The 20,039-nt window shown below is 66.0% G+C and carries 16 protein-coding genes; 11 read left to right on the top strand and 5 right to left on the bottom strand.

Annotated elements, in window-relative coordinates; genetic code table 11:
* Positions 1-1,959: an FAD/NAD(P)-binding protein gene (locus tag AC1MCA_RS11520; protein WP_479797145.1), complete on the bottom strand. Its 1,959-nt coding sequence runs from the start codon at positions 1,957-1,959 to the stop codon at positions 1-3.
* Positions 1,960-2,243: 284 nt separating this feature from the next.
* Between AC1MCA_RS11520 and AC1MCA_RS11525 the strand changes: the two genes are divergently transcribed.
* Genes AC1MCA_RS11525 through AC1MCA_RS11555 form a run of 7 tightly spaced genes read left to right on the top strand, consistent with a single transcriptional unit; the run spans position 2,244 to position 8,666 of the window.
* The gene (locus AC1MCA_RS11525) at positions 2,244-3,344 is read left to right on the top strand and encodes an amino acid ABC transporter permease (protein WP_479797147.1); all 1,101 of its coding nucleotides are present in this window, start codon (positions 2,244-2,246) and stop codon (positions 3,342-3,344) included.
* Entirely contained in the window at positions 3,341-4,171 is an 831-nt protein-coding gene (locus tag AC1MCA_RS11530; protein WP_479797149.1) for an amino acid ABC transporter ATP-binding protein, read from the top strand. The genes AC1MCA_RS11525 and AC1MCA_RS11530 overlap by 4 nt, the downstream gene beginning before the upstream one ends.
* A 41-nt stretch (positions 4,172-4,212) precedes the next feature.
* Positions 4,213-5,220 carry a transporter substrate-binding domain-containing protein gene (locus tag AC1MCA_RS11535; RefSeq protein WP_479803365.1) on the top strand — a complete coding sequence of 336 codons (1,008 nt, stop codon included), beginning with the start codon at positions 4,213-4,215 and terminating at the stop codon, positions 5,218-5,220.
* Positions 5,217-6,053, top strand: a complete 837-nt coding sequence (locus AC1MCA_RS11540) for a DUF1684 domain-containing protein (RefSeq protein ID WP_479797151.1) — start codon at positions 5,217-5,219, stop codon at positions 6,051-6,053. Before AC1MCA_RS11535 ends, AC1MCA_RS11540 begins: the two co-directional genes overlap by 4 nt.
* On the top strand, positions 6,050-7,120 hold the full coding sequence (locus AC1MCA_RS11545) for an LLM class flavin-dependent oxidoreductase (protein ID WP_479797153.1): 1,071 nt from the start codon (positions 6,050-6,052) through the stop codon (positions 7,118-7,120). The genes AC1MCA_RS11540 and AC1MCA_RS11545 overlap by 4 nt, the downstream gene beginning before the upstream one ends.
* Positions 7,121-7,131: 11 nt before the next feature.
* Positions 7,132-8,508: an NtaA/DmoA family FMN-dependent monooxygenase gene (locus tag AC1MCA_RS11550; protein WP_479797155.1), complete on the top strand. Its 1,377-nt coding sequence runs from the start codon at positions 7,132-7,134 to the stop codon at positions 8,506-8,508.
* Complete coding sequence (locus tag AC1MCA_RS11555; RefSeq protein ID WP_479797157.1) at positions 8,505-8,666, top strand: hypothetical protein; 162 nt, start codon at positions 8,505-8,507, stop codon at positions 8,664-8,666. Before AC1MCA_RS11550 ends, AC1MCA_RS11555 begins: the two co-directional genes overlap by 4 nt.
* Before the next feature lie 7 nt (positions 8,667-8,673).
* Here the strand turns inward: AC1MCA_RS11555 and AC1MCA_RS11560 are convergent, their stop codons facing one another.
* Positions 8,674-9,246 (bottom strand): SRPBCC family protein, encoded by a 573-nt coding sequence (locus tag AC1MCA_RS11560; RefSeq protein ID WP_479803366.1) that lies wholly within the window; start codon positions 9,244-9,246, stop codon positions 8,674-8,676.
* Positions 9,247-9,370: 124 nt separating this feature from the next.
* Positions 9,371-10,351: an ABC transporter substrate-binding protein gene (locus AC1MCA_RS11565; protein ID WP_479797160.1), complete on the bottom strand. Its 981-nt coding sequence runs from the start codon at positions 10,349-10,351 to the stop codon at positions 9,371-9,373.
* Positions 10,352-10,639: 288 nt separating this feature from the next.
* Between AC1MCA_RS11565 and AC1MCA_RS11570 the strand changes: the two genes are divergently transcribed.
* Entirely contained in the window at positions 10,640-12,700 is a 2,061-nt protein-coding gene (locus AC1MCA_RS11570) for a PxKF domain-containing protein (RefSeq protein WP_479797162.1), read from the top strand.
* 73 nt (positions 12,701-12,773) lie between these two features.
* On the opposite strand, the gene AC1MCA_RS11575 is transcribed toward AC1MCA_RS11570, so the two are convergent.
* Both AC1MCA_RS11575 and AC1MCA_RS11580 read right to left on the bottom strand, forming a co-directional pair.
* A complete protein-coding gene (locus tag AC1MCA_RS11575; protein ID WP_479797164.1) occupies positions 12,774-13,475 on the bottom strand; it encodes a type 1 glutamine amidotransferase domain-containing protein in 702 nt (233 codons plus the stop codon).
* Between the two features lie 58 nt (positions 13,476-13,533).
* Positions 13,534-14,418, bottom strand: a complete 885-nt coding sequence (locus AC1MCA_RS11580) for an aldo/keto reductase (protein WP_479797168.1) — start codon at positions 14,416-14,418, stop codon at positions 13,534-13,536.
* A 143-nt stretch (positions 14,419-14,561) separates the two neighbouring features.
* Here AC1MCA_RS11580 and AC1MCA_RS11585 point away from each other — a divergent pair, with 143 nt between their 5' ends.
* The 3 genes from AC1MCA_RS11585 to AC1MCA_RS11595 all read left to right on the top strand — a co-directional run bounded on the left by AC1MCA_RS11585 (position 14,562) and on the right by AC1MCA_RS11595 (position 20,038).
* Positions 14,562-15,551, top strand: a complete 990-nt coding sequence (locus AC1MCA_RS11585; RefSeq protein WP_479797171.1) for an LLM class flavin-dependent oxidoreductase — start codon at positions 14,562-14,564, stop codon at positions 15,549-15,551.
* A 349-nt stretch (positions 15,552-15,900) separates the two neighbouring features.
* Positions 15,901-18,549 carry a trehalase-like domain-containing protein gene (locus AC1MCA_RS11590; RefSeq protein ID WP_479797175.1) on the top strand — a complete coding sequence of 883 codons (2,649 nt, stop codon included), beginning with the start codon at positions 15,901-15,903 and terminating at the stop codon, positions 18,547-18,549.
* A 31-nt stretch (positions 18,550-18,580) separates the two neighbouring features.
* Positions 18,581-20,038 (top strand): MFS transporter, encoded by a 1,458-nt coding sequence (locus tag AC1MCA_RS11595; protein WP_479797179.1) that lies wholly within the window; start codon positions 18,581-18,583, stop codon positions 20,036-20,038.
* The last annotated feature ends 1 nt before the right edge of the window (position 20,039 follow it).

The raw sequence follows: 20,039 nt of genomic DNA on the forward strand, positions 1-20,039 counted from the left end.
TCAGGTCCTTCCGGCGGCGAGGGGTTCGGCAGGCGCGTCCTGCCGGATTGAGGATACCGGGGCCAGCCCGGCGAGGGTGGTCAGGATGGTCCGGGCCAGGGCATCGTTTTCCCGGAAGGGCGCGGCATTCGTGCGTGGCCTGGCAAAGGCGCCCGCTCCCCAGCCTGACGTTCCCGGACCCACTCCGAACAGGCGGCCGGCGGTCCGCCCCCGCTGGTCCCGGAGCTGATGCCGGTCCGAGACCAGGAGCTTTCCGGTGGAGTGGATGCCATCGGCTGTGAGCAGCTGCTGCTCGGTGGCCAGCCCGGACAGGTGGAGGGATTCAAGCAGCGGGTTCAGTGAGCGGGCCACCGACGTTGCCGGCAGGCGCGCCTCGATGAAAGCCCTGGCCCGGACAGTGAAGCCTGTCTGCGATGAGCCGGCCACAAACTCCCCGGTGGACTCATCCGCGCTGACGGCAAGGCCCGGTCCCAGGAAGTGCAGCAGCCCGGCCCTGTGCAGGGCAAGCATCTCCCGGAGCCGGCGGGGCGGCGGGCCGGAGTCGACGAAGCTGAAGAAACCGTGCCACCAGCCGTGCACGGCCTGCTGGGAACGGGCGTTAAGACGGTCAGCCGGGACCAGCCGGCCCAGATCCATATAGACCTTCAGCAGAGCCAGGAACAGTGCCATGGTTTCGGGGTGGTCCGGACCGTCGCGGAGGGAAAGATCGTGCCCGATGTAGCCGGCCACCGCTGCCTGGACTTCCGGGGCATCGGTGAATTCCCGCCCGGTGAACGGACGGTCCAGCCGCTCAAGGTCAAGGTGCAGGGCGGGATCGGGCACTGTTTCCGCCACGAGTTCCTCCCGGGCGCTGCTGTACCAGTCGAGCTCCTCGAAACGGGCGGCAAACTCCTCCCAGGACGCCCCCACCCGCGCAGGGCTGCCGGTGAACAGCTCCCGGTAGTAGCTGTAGCCGGCTTCCTTGGCGATGAGCGGCCAGAGGTGTTCACGGAAGTCCAGTTCGGTGTGGCGTTCCAGCAGCGAGTCGAGGGCGCGGGCGGTGAAGAAGCGCAGTGCACCGGGCGCCTCACCACGAAGGGTGGAGGAGATCTTGGAATGGTAGGGCACCCCGCGCCGCGAACCGGCCCATAGCCTGGGCTCCCGTCCGGACGCGCGGTAGGTCAGGCCGCCGTCGGGCGTTTCCTCGAACCGGCCGCCGCGGCCTTCCATCAGCAGCACCAGCAGGTCCACAAACGCGAGCCCCATCCCGGCAACGATCACGTCCTGGCCCGGGGCAATGGCTGAATAGTCGACGTCGGTGGTGTAGCTGGGTGGCGCGTGGAAACCGCCATGCCGGGCGGCGAAGGCTGCCCACGTGGCCGAGGCTGCGTCCGGCCGTGAGTCGGTGTGGCCGAGCGCCGTGACCACGACGTCGGCCCGCAGGGTCCCGCCGGTGGCCAGCCGCACGAGGTGGGGGCCGTCGTCGGACGCTGTGGCGGCGGGCTCGATGGAGAGGGCAGTGGTGCGGTGTACCGTCACCTGTCCCCCGAGGGCAGCAGCCGCGCGGCGGAAGAACCACTCCAGGTACTGGCTGTTCAGCTGGCGGGTGGGGAAGGTGCCTCCGGTGAGGGACTGCAGCTGGTGGCGGAGGGACCGCGGAAAGTCCGGAACATCGGTGATGGAGCCGTCCAGGATCCCGGCGGCCCACCCGGCAAGGCCGGGGCCGTCCACGGCCGGGCCATCGCATTCCACGGAGGAGTCAGTGAACATGGTGACGTCCGCGGCTGTTGAGTTGAGCATGAGTCCCGGGTGCTGGTCGTACCGCCAGATCCGGCCGGAGCCCGGTTCGTACGGTTCCACGACGTGGATATCCAGCGGGCCGGCGAACAGCCCGGGCCGGTTGGCAGCCATCCGCTCCAGCACCCCTGCGGTGCGCGGTCCGCCCCCGACGAAGACGACGGTCGGTGCGCTCGCTGGCATGGGAACTCCTGATCGGGACGGTGTGCTGGCAGTGGGTTGAGTGCCCATGCTAGGCAGCCGGTCCGACGGCGGTCGAGGGGCCGGTAACGCCCGTTAACTCCGCGTCGCCGGGCGTTGCAGGACGTAAAAAACCGACTCATGACCTTGTGCGAAGCCGGGTGAAGTAATGCAACTTGCCGCCTTGCTGCCCCTTTCCGCACCGCCCTAGATTTGCAGCCAGCACCCGGACCAACAGGTTCCGGCGACCGGATACCCAAACAGCCAGTGAAGAAGCGAGGTGGCGCATGAGTTCAGCAGTAACCAAAGTGGCCCAGCCGGCAGAGCCAGCAAAAGCAGCAGGGCCGGCCACCGGACAGCCGGCCACCGAACAGACGGCAGCCGATCCGGCAACGACTGCGGCGGGAGCCGCCGGGGCGGGGACATCCGGCCCGTCCGGACCCGGCTCCGGACCCCGCCAGCCGGCCACCGACTACTCCGGCTTCCCGCTGGTGGGCGCAAAGCATCCATGGCGCTGGGTGGGAACTGCCGTGGTGGCCCTGGGCGTCTTCGGCATCGCATGGTCGCTCGCCACCAACCCGCGGTGGGAGTGGGGCGTTGTGGCACAGTGGTTCACCGCGCAGTCCGTGGTCATCGGGCTCCTGGAAACCTTGAAACTGACCGCCATCTCCGGCATCCTCGGGTTCGTCCTGGGCTTCATTCTCGCCCTGATGCGGCTCTCCGCCTCGCCGCTGCTGGTCTCCGTGTCCTGGACCTTCTCGTGGATCTTCCGGTCCACTCCGCTGCTGGTCCAGATGCTCCTTTGGTACAACCTGGGTTACCTCTACGAGAAGATCAGCCTGGGGATCCCGTTCACGGACGTCCGGTTCTTCGAGGTCCAGACCACCACCCTGATCAGCCAGTTCGCTGCGGCGGTGCTCGGCCTGACGTTGAATCAGGCGGCCTACTCTGCCGAAATCATCCGCGGCGGCATCCTCTCCGTTGACCAGGGGCAGCTCGAGGCGGCAGCCGCGCTGGGCATTCCGGCCTGGCGCCGGTCCACCCGGATCATCCTGCCGCAGGCCATGCGCGCCATCCTGCCCACGGCCTTCAACGAGATCATCGGGCTGGTCAAGGGCACCTCGATCGTGTACGTCCTGGCCTATTCGGAGCTGTTCTACACCGTCCAGGTCATCTACAACCGCACCCAGCAGGTACTCCCGCTGCTCCTGGTGGCCACGCTCTGGTACGTGGTGATCACCTCGGTGCTCAGCGTCTTCCAGTACTACATCGAACGGCACTACTCCAGGGGCGCTGTGCGCAGCCTTCCGCTGACACCGCTGCAGAAGGCCCGGAAATTCTTCGCCACCCACGCCGTGGCACCCAACCGCGCAAGGAGCCCGCGATGAGCACCGCCACCCAGAGCCGCCCGGAAACTGCCACCGCCCCGGAAGCCACCCGTGGCCTGGTGGAAATCACGAAGGTCCGCAAATCGTTCGGAACCACCGAAGTCCTCAAAGGCATCACCCTGACCGTTGAACCCGGGGGAGTGGCCGTCATCGTGGGACCGTCCGGCTCGGGAAAATCCACGCTGCTGCGCACCATCAACCACCTGGAAAAGGTCGACGGCGGCCACATCGCCATCGACGGGACGCTGGTGGGCTATGAAGTCCGGGGCCGGCGCCTGCACGAGCTGCGCGAGAAGGACATCCTGAAGCAGCGCACCGAAATCGGCATGGTCTTCCAGAACTTCAACCTGTTCCCGCACCTGACCGCCCTGGAGAACGTCACCGAGGCGCCCGTCGTCGCGCAGGGGCGTTCCAAGGAGGAAGCCCGCCGCCGCGGGCTTGAACTCCTGGACCGGGTGGGCCTGAAGGACCGGGCCGGCGCCTACCCCCGCCAGCTCTCCGGCGGCCAGCAGCAGCGTGTGGCGATTGCCCGCGCACTGGCCCTGGACCCCAAGATCCTGCTGTTCGACGAGCCAACCTCCGCCCTTGACCCGGAACTGGTCAACGAGGTGCTGGATGTCATCCGCGAACTGGCTAAGTCCGGCACCACCCTGATCATCGTCACCCACGAGATGGGGTTCGCCCGCGATGTGGCGGACACCGTGGTGTTCATGGACGAGGGCCAGATCGTGGAACAGGGCAGCCCCCAGGAACTCTTCACCAACCCCCAGGAACCACGCACCCGGAGCTTCTTCTCCAAGATGCTCGAACCGGCTTTCAACATCTAAAGGAACTCCCCGTGACCTCTTTCACAAGCCCTCACAGCCGCATGCGCCCACTGGCGGCGCTGCCCGCCGTCGTACTTCTGGGAACGGCCGCACTGTCCGCCTGCGCAGACCCGGGAGCCTCAGCGTCCGGAAGCAGTGCAACTGCGACGGCGGCACGCAACGGCGTGGTTTACAACACCGCACCGGACCAGCAGCGCATCCGGGCAGAGAAGGACGCGGCGCTCGCCGCCACAGTCCCGGAGCTGATCGGCAAGGACGGCAAGCTCACCGTGGCCACCACGGCAGGTTCCATTCCGCTGACCTTCCACGCCACCGACGACAAGACGCCGATCGGTGTGGAACTGGACCTCGCCCAGCTCGTGGCGGACAAGCTGGGGCTGGAACTGGACATCCAGATCACCTCGTGGGAGAACTGGCCGCTGAAGACCCAGTCCGGCGATTTCGAGGCGGTGTTCTCCAACGTGGGAGTCAACAAGGACCGCGTGAAGCTGTTCGACTTCGCCACCTACCGCGCGGCGTACATGGGCTTCGAGGCCAAAAAGTCCGCCGCCTATGACATCAAGGGCGCGGATGACATCTCCGGGCTGAAGGTTTCCGTGGGCTCAGGGACCAACCAGGAGAAGATCCTGCTGGCCTGGAACAAGGAACTCGAAGGCAAGGGCAAGGCTCCGGCCGTCCTGCAGTACTACTCCACCGATGCGGACACCATCCTGGCGCTCTCCTCCGGCCGGACCGACCTCAACATAGCCCCCTACCCGTCCACCGTGTACCGGGAGAACACCCGCGATGACCTGAAAGTGGTGGGCAAGGTGAACGCGGGCTGGCCTTCCGAGACACTCGTGGCCGCCACCACCCTGCGCGGCAACGGCCTGGCTCCCGTCCTCAGTGAGGCGCTGAACTCCGCCATCCAGGACGGTTCCTACGCCGAAGTCCTGGAACGCTGGGGACTTTCGGAGGAGGCGCTGCCGGAATCCAAGACCATCACCGAGGAATCCTTCGCGGCCGCCCAGGCTGCTGCCACCGCCGCTCCTTCCGGAAAGGCATCATGAACGCACTACATACTCAAACCGCCCTCGCATCCTTCGAGGCCGATTGGCAGGAATGGCACGCTGCACACGAACGCCACCGTGCGCACCCGCACGGCTTCCTGGCCGTGACCCACCTGCACTGGCTGGGCAGCGAAGCCACCCGGCTGGAAGGTGCCCCGGGCACCTGGAGCGCGGAGGCCGACGTCGTCAGCGTAGTCCTCGAGCCGGCCGAAAGCCTGCAACGTGACGGGCAGGAACTGAACACTGCCGCCGGGGCAGCTCTCGAATTCGGCCCGATTGAGGAGCGTGGCGGCATCAACCTGGTGTCCGGGGAGACGGTCATTGAAGTGGCCAAGCGCGGCGGCGAGTACATTGTGCGGCCACGGAATCCGGAGAACGGTCTGCTGCGCGAATACCAGGGCACACCGGCCTACTCGCCGGATGCGGCGTACGCCGTCCGTGGAACCTATGTGTCCTTCGAGGCGCCGCGGCCCACCACAGTGGGTGCCGCCGTCGAAGGCATCCAGCACGTCTACGAGGCGCCGGGCGAGATCCGCTTCAAGCTGGCGGGCCAGGAACTGGCGCTGACCGCGTTCAACGGGCACGCCCCGGGCTCGCTGTCCGTGCTGTTCACGGACCAGACCTCCGGCAAGACCACCTATGCGGCCAACCGCTCGCTGTCGGTGGTGCCCGCGGCGGACGGTTCCGTGGAGCTCGATTTCAACCGGGCGGTGAACCTGCCGTGCGCCTACACGGACCTCGCCACCTGCCCGCTGCCGCCGGCCGAAAACCGGCTGCCGGTGGCCATTGAAGCCGGCGAAAAGATCCCCTACGAACGTCAGGACCAGCAGTGAGCACAGCAGCATCGTCCAAGGTAGGGTTCTTAGCCATCGGGCTCGACGGCGCCGGCTGGGATGGCGGGGATTTCGCGAGCCTCGCCGAAGCCGTCCTCGCCGCTGAATCCGCGGGCTTCCACGCCGCCACTTTCTCCGACGCGCCGGTTCCCGGCCGGGTCAACGCGCTGCAGCGCGCGGCCTTCGCAGGGCCGGTGACGCGCAGCATCGCCCTGGTACCCGAAGTGGATACCGTCTACACGGAGCCGTTCCACGTCTCCACCCAGCTGGCAAGCCTGGATTATGTCTCCGGCGGCCGTGCCGGGTGGATCGTCACCGCAGCGGAATCACCTGAGGCGGCTGCCGCCGTCGGACGTTCCGCCGTGAGCGGCACCGCAGTGGCGCAGGAAGCCGCGGCGTCCATCGAGGTGTCCCGCAGGCTGTGGGATTCCTGGGAGGACGATGCCGTGATCCGCGACGTCGCCACGGGCCGCTACCTCGACGTGGACAAACTGCACTACGCGGACTTCGAAACGCCTGCAGAATTTGCCGGGCCAGCGTACTCGGTGAAGGGTCCATCCATCATTCCGAGGCCGCTGCAGGGTCAGCTGCCTGTGATCGCCGCGGCGTCGCTGGTGGGCAGCGGCCAGGTGCCGGCCGACGCCGTTGACGCTGTGCTGGTCACCGCGCCGACGCCGGAACTGCTTGCCGCCGAGGTGCGCGATGTGCGTGCCCGGATTGGGGCGACTGTGGCAGTGATCGCCGAGCTCGACGTCGTCCTTGACTCCCGAGGGCAGGCTGCGGCTGAGCGTTCGGCCGGGTCCGAAGGCGGCCGTGCGCGGTACGCGGGAAGCGCAGCAGGCCTCACGGACCTCCTCACGGAGCTTCTGGCAGAGGCCGACGGCGTCCGCCTGCACCCGGCGTCGCTCGCCGTGGAGCTGGACGAACTTTCCCGGCTGGTGCTGCCGGAGCTTCGGCGCAGGGGCGCGCTTCGGCCGCCCGTCCAGGACGGCACCTTCCGTGACCTGCTGGGGCTGACACGCCCGGCCAGCCGCTACGCAGCCGCCGCCGTCGGCGCCGGAAAATAAGGGGAAAAACCATGACTCAGCACAACCGTGCTAAATCCGAGGTCTTTACACCCTCGGGCAAGATCCAGTTCGGCATCTTCTTCCAGGGAGTCAACTCCGGCACCATCTGGAAGGCGGCCGAATCCGGCTCCCAGACCGACTTTGAGTCGTTCCGCCGCATCGCGCAGACCGCCGAGCGCGGCCTGTTCGCCGCCTTCTTCCTGGGCGAGGGACTTCGCCTGCGTGAACACCTGGGCCGCCCGCATGCCTTGGACGTGGTGGGCCGTCCGGACGCCCAGACGATGCTGGCCGCCCTGGCGTCGGTGACCAAAAACATCGGGCTGGTGGCCACCCAGAACACCACCTACAACGATCCCGCGGACCTCGCGCACCGGCTCGCGTCCCTTGACCTGATTTCGGGCGGCCGCGCCGCGTGGAACATCGTGACCACGGACAACGCCTGGACCGGGGCGAACTTCCGCCGCGGGGGATACCTGGACCACGCAGACCGTTACAAGCACGCCGAAGCGTTTGTGGAAACTGCCAAGCGGATCTGGGACTCCTGGGACACGGCGCAGGGGCCCGCCCGCCGCGTGCTCCATGAGGGCCAGCATTACACGGTGGATGTGACGCCGCGACTGCCCCGCAGCGCGCAGTACCGGCCGGTGCTTTTCCAGGCCGGCGATTCCCCGGAGGGCCGCAACTTTGCGGCACGCCAGGCGGACGTCATCTTCTCTGCACACCCCAAGTTCGACGATGCCGTGGAGTTCCGCAAGGACCTCGTGGAGCGTTCGCTGGCGGCCGGCCGCGGCGCCAATGCCGTGCAGATCATGCCGGCAAGCGAGTTCATCCTCGCGCCCACGGATGCCGAGGCCCGGGAGAAGAAGGAGTGGGTGCGGAGCCTGCAGATCGGGCCGCAGCAGGCGGTGGCGTACCTGGAGCAGTTCTGGGGCCGCGAACTGTCGGAATACGATCCTGACGGCCCGCTGCCGGAGATTGACCCCGTCGTGGAGGAGACCTCCGAGACCCGCGGCAGCGGTTTTCACGGCGCGAAGGCCCGCCAACTGGCAGACCAGTGGCGGGCGGAGGCCAAGGACAAAGGCCTGTCCATCCGCCAGTTCGTTTCCTCGAAGACGGCGCGTATTGACGCCACCTTCACCGGTTCATACACGGCGGTGGCGGACCGGTTGGCGGAGTACGCCCGGGTGGGCGCCGTGGACGGGTTCAACATCTCGCCCTGGCTGATACCCACCGGCCTCGACGACATCGTGAACCATCTGGTGCCGGAACTGCAGCAGCGTGGTGTTTACCCCACCGAGTACGCGGGCAGCACGCTGCGGGAAAACCTCGGGCTGGACACGCCGGTGCGTTTTGCTGACGAACCTGCCGGGGCGGTCCGCGCGTCATGAGCGCGGTCCCCTTCGGCGGGTGGCTTCGGAGCTGGTTCATGGCCGCGCGCCGCAGCTTCGGTGGAGTGTTCGACGGCGGCACTTCGGTGAGTGCCGCCGTCGACCCTTCAGTTGGCGGCGTCAGGTTGCAGCTGACGGTGTGGGAGCAGCGGCTCTAGGGTCCTGTCAGGTGTGGGTTGTTATCCGTGGCCAGGGGTACCGGCTGACAAATGTGGGCGGCGCAGGCCAGGGGATATTGGAAAGATCCGCGCCGGGCCGCCGTCGTCGTAATTCCAGGGCGAGGGCTTCCTGCCCGCGGGCCATCGCCCACCGATGGTTCGCGGAAAAGGCGGGCCTGAGCAGCCAGCTGAGCCGACGCAGCAGCGGTTTGGCGGCGCTGACCCGCCAGTCATAGGTGACAACGGTTTCCGGCCCGTCCTGTTCGAAGGTCCAGCGTCCGGTGCCGTTGAGGTCACCCTGGGCGGACAGTGCAAGTCCCTTTTCCGTGATGGGCTCGGTGACTGTGAGCCGCCACTTCAGGGTGTACGGCAGCCAGCCCTTGGTGTGGAGGAGGAACGTCTTTGCGCTCTCATCCGTGGTGCCTGGGTCCAGAGGCGCAACCGTCAAATACACCGAGGGCCACCAGCGGGCCAGCGCCCCGGCATCACCCAGAATGTCCATCACCTCGCGCGGGGTCCCGGTCACGCGCCAGACGGTCAGAAATTCGTAGTCTGTGCTGCTTTTGGCATTGCCGCCCACTGCTGCCTCCACGATCCACGGCAAGGGGATAGTTGGCCCAGCGTACTCACGCCGCCACATGTGGTCAACGGCGGATCCCCGCACCGCTGCTGCAGTGCGGGGATCCATTCGTCGGCAGGTCCGCTTACTTCTTGGGCAGGCCCGCCGGGTTCAGTTCGGACTTCTGGATGGCTTCCGAAGAGAGCCCCCAGCGGTCCAGGATCCTGGCGTAGTCGCCGTCCTCGATCAGCTGGTTGAGGGCCGCCTGGGCTGCAACAGCGAGGCCGTTGCCCTTCTGGGTGGTGAAGGCGATCTCAGCGGTCAGTGGCCAGCCGCCGTTCAGCGTGCCCACTTCCTTGGTTTTGCCGTCCTTCGCGGCCTTATAGGCGGCCGAGGCGTTCGGGCCGAACGTCAGGTCCGCACGGCCCGACTGGAGTGCCAGGGTCGAGGCGGAGTCGTCGTCGTAATACTGGAAGGCCACCGGCTCGAGCCCCTTCGCCTTGTTCTCCTCGTCCCAGCGGACCAGGATCGCTTCCTGGTTGGTGCCGGAACCCACGATGATGCGCTTGCCGGCAACGTCCTTGGCTTCCTTGATGTCGCCGATGGTGGAGTCGGACTTGGCGTAGAAGCCGAGGAGGTCATTGCGGTACGTGGCGAAGTCGAACTTCTCCTTGCGCGCTTCGGTGACGGTCACGTTGGAGAGCACTGCCTCGTATTTGCCCGACTCGACGCCCAGGGGCCAGTCCGCCCAGGCGACGGGAAGGACTTCGACCTCGAGCCCCAGCGACCCGCCCACCGCGTAGGCAATGTCCACTTCGCTGCCGATGAGCGTCTTGTTGTCCGTCGCGAACAGCGTCAGCGGGGCGGAGCCGCCCGTGGTGACCACGGTCAGTTTGCCGTCCGCCTTGATGGCGTCGGGGACCAGCGCGGCCGCTTCTGCATCGACGTCCACCGTGATGCGGTCCTGTTCAGGGGCCAGGTTGAACGTTTTGCCCGCCGTGGTGGCGGAGCCCGACGACGGTGCTGACGCCGCTGTGGCGCCCGGGTCCGAGCAGGCGGCAAGCGCCAGCAGCGAGGTCACCGCGAGAGCTGCTCCGAGCGCCGGTTTTGTCCTGAATGTGGCCATGATTTCCCCTTGGAAGTTCGTGATTTTGTGCTTGTGGCAGCAACTATCCGGGAGTGCAGGCACGGGATCAAAGGCCGCCGAAACGGTGCGATACCGGGAGTAACGGCGGTTAACCGGGCGTCAGGGGCGGTCACAAACCACGTAGTGCTACTAGTGGCGCGTACGAATATGAGTACTCGCGCAAAAAAGACAGGTGCCCATTACGCGTGTGCCCCCTTGGGCCCGCCGCCTACGGTGAAACAACGTTGCGTCCACGGCGGCCGCAGTGCCATGAGGGAGGGCATTTTTATGAGGCTTTCAGAGGTAAGTGCGGGCGCGGGACCGGGCAGGAAACAGCCCCGGCGTGCAGGGTTCAAAGCGTTGGCTGCGCTGGCTGCGGGGAGCCTGCTTCTGGCGAGTGCGGGGGTGGCTTACGCGGATGCGATTTCGAATGACCTGGACGCAGTTGCCGACACCGCTGCAGAGGTCATGCCGCTGACACTCGGGGGATCGGACGGCACTACAACTCTGTACGTCGTGAAGGTCAAGGCAGACGGAAGTAATGGCTGCAACATCACCGGCAGCAAAGAGGTCATTACTCTGAGTCTGGCGTCCAGCAACACCGCCGTGGCGACCATCTCGCCTACCTCCGCTACTTTCGATTCCTGTGGCGATGTGCAGCTGGTGGCTGTGAAACCAGTTGGTGTTGGAACGGCTTCTGTGTACGCCACTCAGACAAGCAACACCACGGGCGAAGTTTTTGACCTTACTCCCGTAAATTTCACGGTTAATGTCACGCTTCCCGCTCCTGGTCCCGGGCCGTCAAACACTGCGCCAAGCCTTTCGATTACCGGTGTTGCAGGGGGCCAGGACTACAAAAAGGGTTCCGTCCCCGCTGCCGTTTGCACCGCGACCGACGCTGAAGACGGGACCATCGCTCGCCCCATAACCCTCAGCGCCATAACTGGCCCGGATGCCCTCTATGGCGTCGGCTCCCAGGAGGCGTCCTGTGAATACACGGACGCCGGTGGCCTCTATATCAAGAGTTCGGTCACGTACAACATCGTCGACGCCACGGCGCCGCAGATCAGCTACACCCTTAGCCCCGCTAATCCGAACGGGCTCGAAGGCTGGTACAAGAGCGCAGTCCAGCTGACGTGGATCGTCACCGACGCAGATTCGCCTTCCACGGTTAATCGGGAGAACTGTGTGGACGAGCTCATCGAAGCAGATCAGGTTGCAACGACCTACTCATGCTCCGCCACCAGCAGCGGCGGTATCGCTACTTGGGAGACGGCGCCCATCAAGAAGGATGGCTCCGCACCTATCGTCAGTAACGCCGACGGTGCAACCGGCACCTTGGGCAAGAACGGGTGGTACACCTCGAACGTGGAGGCTTTCTTCACCGCCACCGACGCAACCTCCGGACTGACTAAGGACACGGACTCGGCGACCTCCGAGGGCCAAGGAGCCGGCGTATCCGTCGCGAGTCCCGCATTTATTGACATCGCTGGGAATTCCTCCGAGGTCGGCGCTGCAAGCCAGTCCTTCGATATTGACTGGACTGCTCCCGACGTCTCATACGTCAGTGTCAGCCCCGCGTCTCCCAACGCAAACGGTTGGTACAACACCAATGTCGAGGCCACGTTCGCCGGAAGCGACCTGATCTCGGGACTGGCCTCACCGGCAACGCTGACGGCCACCTCGACAGGAGAAGGCTCTGTGGTGGTTGACAGTCCCGTCTTCGAAGATATGGCAGGCAACACGAGGACTGCGAAATCGGACGCTTTCAAGATCGACCTAACCCCGCCGACGGCTGCCTTCGATTCTGTCTTGGCGGATAGCTACTTCGGTTCCACCCCGGCAGAGCCATCCTGCACCGCTTCGGACCTCCTGTCTGGGCCGGAAAGCTGTGTTGTCAGTAACTACGAGACAACGGTCGGCACTCACACCCTGACTGCAACGGCTACTGATAAGGCGGGCAACACCGCCGTGGCTTACCAGACCTACGAGGTGAAGGCCTGGACGCTCAAGGGCTTCTACCAGCCGATCGACATGGGTGGGATCGTGAACACGGTCAAGGGTGGCAGTACCGTTCCGGCCAAGTTCGAAGTTTTTGTGGGCGACACCGAAATCACTGACGCCAGCCTCATGAAAATGAGTATGGGCACGGTCGTCTGTGAGCCGAACGTGCTTACCGACGCGATCGAGACGACAGTAGCAACGGGCGGCACAGCACTCCGCTACGACGCCACTGCCGGCCAGTTCATCTACAACTGGAAGACGCCCACCGGAGCGGGCACGTGCTACCAGCTCACGATGAAGGCTCCCGATGGCAGCACAATCAACGCCAAGTTCAAGCTCAAGTAGGAACGAACAACAGTAAATCGGGGGAGGCCCGGCCATACGGCCGGGCCTCCCCTTCTGCTGTGCAAGGAACCGATCAGGCAGCCAGGGCCTTCACCACTTCCTTCGCCACGGCCTCGCTGGACTGCGGGTTCTGGCCGGTGATGAGGTTGCTGTCGCGGACCACGTTGGAGCTCCAGGCCGCCGCATTCTCGATGACGGCTCCCTTCTCCTTCAGGGCATCCTCAACCAGCCAAGGCGTGTTCTCTCCGGTGCCGCCGGTCAGCTCCTCCTCGTTGGTGAAAACGGTGAGGCGGCGCCCCGCGAAGGCGAACGAACCGTCGTCGAGCGTTGCGCTCAGGAGCCCGGCGGGGCCGTGACAGAACGGGGCGATGACCTTCCCGGCCTTATCCGCCGCGACGAGAAGGCGGCCGAGGTCGGCGTCCTTGTACAGGTCCGTCATGGGGCCGTGCCCACCAGGCATTACTACGGCGACATAGGAGTTGATGTCGACGTCGGTCAGGGCCAGAGGCGCGGAGAGCTCGGCGTCGATCGAAACAAGGTAGTCCCGGAAGCCGTCCGCACGTTCCTCGCCGCCCGCCGATTCCGCTGCCAGGCTCACCTGGTCCACGGTCGGCTTCATTCCGCCGGGAGTAGCGATGTGGACCGTATGTCCGGCCGCCTGCAGCAGCTGGTGCGAAACCACAAGCTCCTCGGCCCAGAAACCTGTGGGATGCTCGCTGCCGTCCTTCATGGTGAGCGAGTCAGCGGCCGATACGACCATCAGAATGTTTGCCATGTTTGTGTCTCCTGTCAGTGCCGGTTTCACGCGGCTGAAAAAGTGCGGGTTGCAGTTCCTAGGCTTCGGCGAGTGCGCTGGACGCTTCCTCCAGGTCGGCGTAGGTTGCGTCATCGAGGCTGACCCCGGCCGCTGCCATGTTTTCTTCGAGGTGCTTCACGGATCCGGTTCCCGGAATCGGCATCATGACGGGGGAGCGGCGCAGCAGCCACGCCAAGGCCACCTGCGAGGTGGTGGCACCCAGTCGCTTCGCCGCTTCGTCCAGCGGGCCGCCCGGCTGCGCCAGCTCGCCCGCCGAGATGGGGGCCCACGGAATGAAGCCGATGCCATGTGCCTCCGCGTAATCCAGCACGTCCTCGGAGCTGCGGTCGGTCAGGTTGTAGCGGTTCTGAACGGTGGAGACGGTGAAGTGTTTTCCGGCTGCCTCGAGCTCGGCCACGCTGACCTGGGACAGGCCCAAGGCCTTGACCTTGCCCTCGTCCTGCAGTTCACGAAGCACCCCGAACTGCTCTTCCGCGTCCACCTTCGGATCGATCCGGTGCAGCTGCAGCAGATCCAGCGTATCCACCTTCAGCTTCCGCAGGCTCAGCTCGGTCTGCTGGCGCAGGTATTCGGGCCGGCCCACCGCGACCCACTGGTGCGGGCCGGTCCGGGTGAAGCCGACCTTCGTGCCGATCTTCAGCCCGCCCTTGTAGGGGTGGAGGGCTTCGGCCAGGATTTCCTCGCTAACGTTGGGCCCGTACGAGTCGGCGGTGTCAATGAAGTCCACGCCGAGTTCGACGGCGCGGCGCACCACTGCGATGGCGGCCTGCCTGTCGGCGGGCTCACCCCACACTCCGTCGCCCACGATGCGCATGGCACCGAAGCCCAGGCGGTGCACGGTTCCCAAATCCTTGAGGTCAATAGTTGCGGACAGTTCCTTATGGTTCGCGTCTTGGCTCATGAGGGCGGCAACACCCTCAGCATGCTGAGTATTCCGTAGCTCACAGGAGAAATAACCCGGGCGCCGCCGTCGTTGTCCACAATGTGCCCGCCGGAACCCGGCCGGCGCACCACTACGCAACGAATTGAAAGGCCGGCACCGACGTGACGCTTCCCCTCTCCATCCTTGACCTGGCGACCATTGGTAAGGGCCAGACGGCGGCGGAGAGTTTCGCGGGCAGTGTGGCCATGGCGCAGCGGGCCGAAGAACTGGGCTACCGGCGCATCTGGTACGCGGAGCACCACAATATGTCCTCCATCGCGTCCTCGGCCACCAGTGTGCTGATTGCCCACGTGGCGGCCCACACCAACACCATCAGGCTGGGCGCCGGCGGCATCATGCTGCCGAACCACTCGCCGCTGACCATCGCCGAGCAGTTCGGCACCCTCGAAACCCTCCACCCCGGCCGGATCGACCTCGGCCTGGGACGCGCCCCCGGCAGCGACCAGAACACCCTGCGCGCTTTGCGCCGGGATCCGATGTCCGCCGACAGCTTCCCGCAGGATGTCCTGGAACTGCAGGGCTACCTCACCGGCCCCACCCGGATCCAGGGCGTTGAGGCCACTCCCGGCAAGGGCACAAACGTTCCGCTGTACATCCTGGGCTCCTCATTGTTCGGCGCCCGGCTGGCCGCCCAGTTGGGTCTCCCTTATGCGTTCGCGTCCCACTTCGCCCCCACCGCCCTGCAGGATGCCGTGGCCCTGTACCGCCGCGAATTCAAGCCTTCAACCCAACTGGACGCCCCGCACGTTATCGCCGGAGTGAACGTGATCGCAGCGGATTCCGCGTCTGAGGCGCAGGAAACGTTCCGAGCCACCAAGCGCGCCCGCGTCTCGCTGTTCTTCGGTGGCGGCCGCGAGTTCACCGACGACGAAGCGGACATGATCCTTGACTCCCCGCAGGGCCAGCACGTCTCGCAGATGATGACGTACTCCGCCATCGGCACCCCGGACGCCGTGATCGAGTACCTTGACGAATTTGCGAAGCATTCGGATGCCGATGAACTCATCGTCGCGCACCAGAGCACCGGAACCGAGGCGCGGCTGCGCTCCGTGGAGTTGCTCGCACAGGCCGCCGGGCTGGCCCGGGTCTAGGACCCGGCAGTTCGGCGGCGCCAGGCCCCCGCCGCATAGTGTCACCCCCGGCACCGTTTTGGGAATGCACGACGGCGGGTTCCCCGGAAACACGCGGGGAGCGCCGTCGTCGTGCGCCAAAAGGCTTCCCTGCGTGACATGAGGTTTGCAGGGTTAGTTCCCACTTTTTCGACTTTTACACATACGTAATGCAGGAGACTTTCGCGGGAAACCGCCCAGGCGGAGAATGAACAGTGCCCCCTCAGGAAGTCCGCTGGGGAATTCCCGAGCGGGGCACCACCCGGATGTCCGCCAGGAAAGATCCAGCGGCTGCTGCTCCGGGCAGGAATCTGCGTGAAGGGTTATGCAAATGCCTACACCGCTCAACCAGAGCGTGGCCGATTCCGCGCTCCTGACCAAGTCACTGCCCTTGGGTCTGCTCCGCGCGTTCGTCCAGTCCGACGCAGCCGACGAAGGCTTCACCCCCTCGTTGCTTGCAGAGCTCAAGGTCCTGGCCCGCGTTCCCGGCCTGCTCGTGGCGTGCAACTATGGCGGAACCTTGTGCGACGCCGAAGGCATCTCCACGGAAACGCTCCCGTTGGGCAGCGCCGCCATCGCCTTGCGTGCTCTGGCCGCACTGCCCAATACACACGCTGCCGTCATCTCCGGACGCTCACTGCGTGACCTCGCCGCGGTATCCCGGCTTCCCGCCGAAGTGCACCTCATCGGTTCGCACGGTGCCGAGTCGGACATGGGTTACGCCCACGTCCAATCCCTTGCCACCGAAGCTACCCTTCAAAAAGTCAGTGCAGCACTGTCCGAGGCCGTGGGCTTCCACCCGGGCATCTGGATCGAACGTAAACCAGTGGCTGTCTCCATACACACCCGGCCGGCCACAGCTGACGTGGTGAAGACCGTCACCAAAACGGCGCGGGACATCGCCAAGGCCCACGGCCTGTTCTTCATCGTGGACGGCTCCGTGCTGGACCTCTCCGTGGTGGAGCCGTCCAAGGCGGACGCACTCGAAAGCCTCAGGTCCCGGCTTGGCGCCAGCGCTGCCCTGTACGCCGGGGATGCCTACAGCGACGAGCTGGCCATCGCCACGCTCCGCGGTCCGGACATGGGCCTGCGCGTGGGGCCCGGGGACACCAAGGCCGCCCACCGGCTGCGGGACCCGGAATCATTCGCCCGGGTCCTGGCCATGCTCTTCGAACTGCGGCGCGCGTGGCTCTTCGGTGAGGACGCCGTGGGGCTCGAGCGGCACTCGATGATCGGCAACGGATCTTCCACCGCTTTGGTCACCCCGGATGCCAAGATCTGCTGGATGAGCCACCCGCTGCCGGATTCAGGCTCTTTGTTCGCGCACATCCTGGGCGGGGACGCCGCAGGGCACTTCACGGTGGAACCGGTCAAGCCCTCCCAGGTGCTCGGCCAACGGTATGTGGACAGCACCATGATTGTGGAGACCCGCTGGGCGGACGTCACGGTCACGGACTACCTCGAGCCGGCGCCCGAGGGCATCACCAGCCTGGTCCGCGTGCTCTCCGGCACCGGCGGCGCCAAGATCGTTTTTGCGCCGCGCCCGGACTACGCCAACGCCCCGTTCAGCATGGAGGCCCGCGGCGACGAACTCCACGTGGTGGGCACATCGGATCCCATCATTTTGTTCGCCCCGGGCGTCAGCTTCACCATCACCTCGGACGGCCGCCATGCCACAGCCATGGCGTCGGTCAACCTGCAGGACGGGCCAGTGGTCCTTAACCTGCGCTGCGGTGATACCGAACCGCAGCTGGCGGATCCCGGCGGGGAGACCGATCGGCGCGCCGGGGTAGCCCATCATTCCCGGCGCTGGGTACGGGATCTCGAGCTTCCCTCGGTGAAACCATCGCTGGTCCGCCGCTCTGCGCTGGTCCTCCGTGCCCTGGTGCACGAGCCTACCGGTGCCGTGCTGGCCGCCCCCACCACGTCGCTGCCGGAAGGAATCGGCGGAACGCGGAACTGGGATTACCGGTACTGCTGGCTGCGCGACGGTTCCATGACCGTGAACGCGCTGGTGGACCTCGGGTCCACCACGGAAGCGGCCGGATTCCTGGGCTGGCTGGGCCGCATCCTCGAGCATGCGCCCGGCCCGGAATGGCTGCACCCGCTGTATTCGGTCACGGGTGCGCCGCTGTCCACCGAAGCCGTCGTCGACAGCCTGCCCGGGTACGCGGGCTCCCGGCCCGTCCGGATCGGCAACGCTGCGGACCATCAGGTCCAGTTGGATGTCTTCGGCCCCATCGCGGAGCTGATCCACACCGTCAGCGAACGGCACGGGACCCTCGCGGATGACCACTGGGAGCTGATGGTGCAGATGGCGGCCGCTGTGCTGGCCCGCTGGCACGAACCCGACCATGGCATCTGGGAAGCCCGCCGTCCCCCACGGCATCACGTCTACACCAAAGTGATGTGCTGGGTAACCCTGGACCGGGCACTCCGCACCGCAGCCCGGCACGGCAGGGAGCCGGAGCCCTCCTGGGAGCCCACGGCCCGCACCATCCGGGAGGAAGTCCTGCGCGAAGGCTGGGATGACTCCGCCAGGTCATACACCGTGGCGTATGACAGCCCGGACCTGGATGCCGCCGTCCTGCATATCGGCCTGTCCGGCCTGCTGGACGTGACCGACCAGCGCTTCCTGGATACCGTGACGGCGGTGGAACGGGAACTCCGGGTGGGGCCGACCGTGTTCCGGTACAGGTACGACGACGGTCTGCCGGGTTTGGAGGGCGGCTTCCACATCTGCACCACCTGGCTGATTGAGGCGTACGTTGCCGTGGGCAGGATAGAAGAGGCCTGGGACCTGTTCGATCAGCTGGTGAACCTGTTCGGACCTACGGGGCTTTTGCCCGAGGAATACGATCCCAGCACGGAAACACACCTTGGAAACCACCCCCAGGCATACTCGCACCTGGGCTTCATCCGCTGCGCCCGGCTCCTGGACGGGCACCAGGACAGGCAGGAGCCGCGGACGCAGAACTAGGTGCCGCATCGTTCCGTCCTAGAGTGGAACGATGACAACAGAGGCCAATCCCGTGGGATTCCGCTCCGAACGCGGCCCGATCCTAATTGCCCTCATGCTGGCCACCGGGCTTGTGGCCATTGATGCAACCATCGTGGCCACAGCCGTACCCTCGATTGTGGCTGACATTGGCGGGTTCTCGTCTTTTCCATGGCTCTTCTCCGCATACCTGCTGGCCCAGGCTGTCTCGGTGCCCATTTACGGGAAGCTTTCCGATATGGCCGGCCGCAAACCGATCATCCTGGCCGGCATCGGGCTTTTCCTCCTTGGTTCCATCCTCTGCGGCCTCGCCTGGAGCATGCCTGCCCTCATTGCCTTCCGGGCGCTGCAGGGCCTGGGTGCCGGAGCCGTGCTGCCCGTGTCCATCACCATCGCCGGTGACATCTATTCGCTCGAGGAACGCGCGAAAGTCCAAGGCTATCTGGCGAGTGTCTGGGCGGCGTCGTCCGTTGTGGGACCGAGCCTCGGCGGAATTTTCGCCTCCCTGGGAGCCTGGCGCGGGATCTTCCTGGTCAACGTCCCGCTCTGCCTGCTGGCGGGATGGATGCTGGTGCGGACCCTCCACGAGAACGTGGAACCGGCCAAGCACAAGGTGGATTATGCAGGCGCTGTCCTGCTGGCTGCCTCGCTGACCCTACTCATCCTCGGCGCGCTCCAGGGCGGGCACAGCTGGGCCTGGGACTCGCCCCTCAGCATCGGCATCTTCGCCTCGGGGGCCGTCCTTCTTTTCCTGTTTATCCTGGTTGAGCGGCGGGCAGCCGAGCCTGTCTTTCCGCCGTACGTTGTATCGCGGCGGCTGCTCGGCACCACCGCCCTGGTCTCCTTCGGTGTGGGAACGGTAATGATCGGACTGACCTCCTACGTGCCCACGTTCCTGGACGGGGCCCTGTCAACGTCCCCGCTGGTTGCCGGTCTGGCCCTCGCAGCCCTGACCGTCGGCTGGCCGATCAGCGCCTCGCAGGCGGGCCGGTTCTACCTGCGGATCGGCTTCAAGTCCACGGCCCTGATCGGCATCAGCGTCACCGTCCTCGGGGTGGCGCTCCTCGCATTCACCTCGGCCACACCCAACGTGGCGCTGGTGGCGGGCAGCTGCTTCGTCGTCGGGCTCGGCCTGGGCCTGGTGGCGACTCCTACCCTGATCGCAGCGCAGTCCAGCGTTCCGTGGAACGAGCGCGGTGTGGTCACCAGCACCAACCTCTTCGCCCGCTCCATCGGCAGTGCACTGGGGGTGGCTGCCTTCGGCGCCGTCGCCAACGCCGTCTACGCAGGCCCGTCCGGCGGTGCGGAGGGTGGGTCGAACGTTGTGGCAGCGTCCGGGGCCGTCTTCCTGAGCGTCCTCGTCTGTGCTGTCCTCGCCGTGGCCGCGGTGATGGCGATGCCCGCCACCCCCGTCTCCGGCGACCCCTCCCGGCAGACGTTCGACCCTGATACGGCCTCCGAATCGCCTTAAG

The organism is Arthrobacter sp. BK1, from assembly GCF_056680055.1.

What these genes read in the sequence shown, in the direction of transcription:
- AC1MCA_RS11525 (WP_479797147.1), top strand. Translation starts at nt 2,244, where the DNA reads ATGAGTTCAGCAGTAACCAAAGTGGCCCAGCCGGCAGAGCCAGCAAAA.
- AC1MCA_RS11565 (WP_479797160.1), bottom strand. Translation starts at nt 10,351, where the DNA reads ATGGCCACATTCAGGACAAAACCGGCGCTCGGAGCAGCTCTCGCGGTG.
- AC1MCA_RS11520 (WP_479797145.1), bottom strand. Translation starts at nt 1,959, where the DNA reads ATGCCAGCGAGCGCACCGACCGTCGTCTTCGTCGGGGGCGGACCGCGC.
- AC1MCA_RS11595 (WP_479797179.1), top strand. Translation starts at nt 18,581, where the DNA reads ATGACAACAGAGGCCAATCCCGTGGGATTCCGCTCCGAACGCGGCCCG.
- AC1MCA_RS11530 (WP_479797149.1), top strand. Translation starts at nt 3,341, where the DNA reads ATGAGCACCGCCACCCAGAGCCGCCCGGAAACTGCCACCGCCCCGGAA.
- AC1MCA_RS11590 (WP_479797175.1), top strand. Translation starts at nt 15,901, where the DNA reads ATGCCTACACCGCTCAACCAGAGCGTGGCCGATTCCGCGCTCCTGACC.
- AC1MCA_RS11580 (WP_479797168.1), bottom strand. Translation starts at nt 14,418, where the DNA reads ATGAGCCAAGACGCGAACCATAAGGAACTGTCCGCAACTATTGACCTC.
- AC1MCA_RS11575 (WP_479797164.1), bottom strand. Translation starts at nt 13,475, where the DNA reads ATGGCAAACATTCTGATGGTCGTATCGGCCGCTGACTCGCTCACCATG.
- AC1MCA_RS11555 (WP_479797157.1), top strand. Translation starts at nt 8,505, where the DNA reads ATGAGCGCGGTCCCCTTCGGCGGGTGGCTTCGGAGCTGGTTCATGGCC.
- AC1MCA_RS11570 (WP_479797162.1), top strand. Translation starts at nt 10,640, where the DNA reads ATGAGGCTTTCAGAGGTAAGTGCGGGCGCGGGACCGGGCAGGAAACAG.
- AC1MCA_RS11550 (WP_479797155.1), top strand. Translation starts at nt 7,132, where the DNA reads ATGACTCAGCACAACCGTGCTAAATCCGAGGTCTTTACACCCTCGGGC.
- AC1MCA_RS11535 (WP_479803365.1), top strand. Translation starts at nt 4,213, where the DNA reads ATGCGCCCACTGGCGGCGCTGCCCGCCGTCGTACTTCTGGGAACGGCC.
- AC1MCA_RS11540 (WP_479797151.1), top strand. Translation starts at nt 5,217, where the DNA reads ATGAACGCACTACATACTCAAACCGCCCTCGCATCCTTCGAGGCCGAT.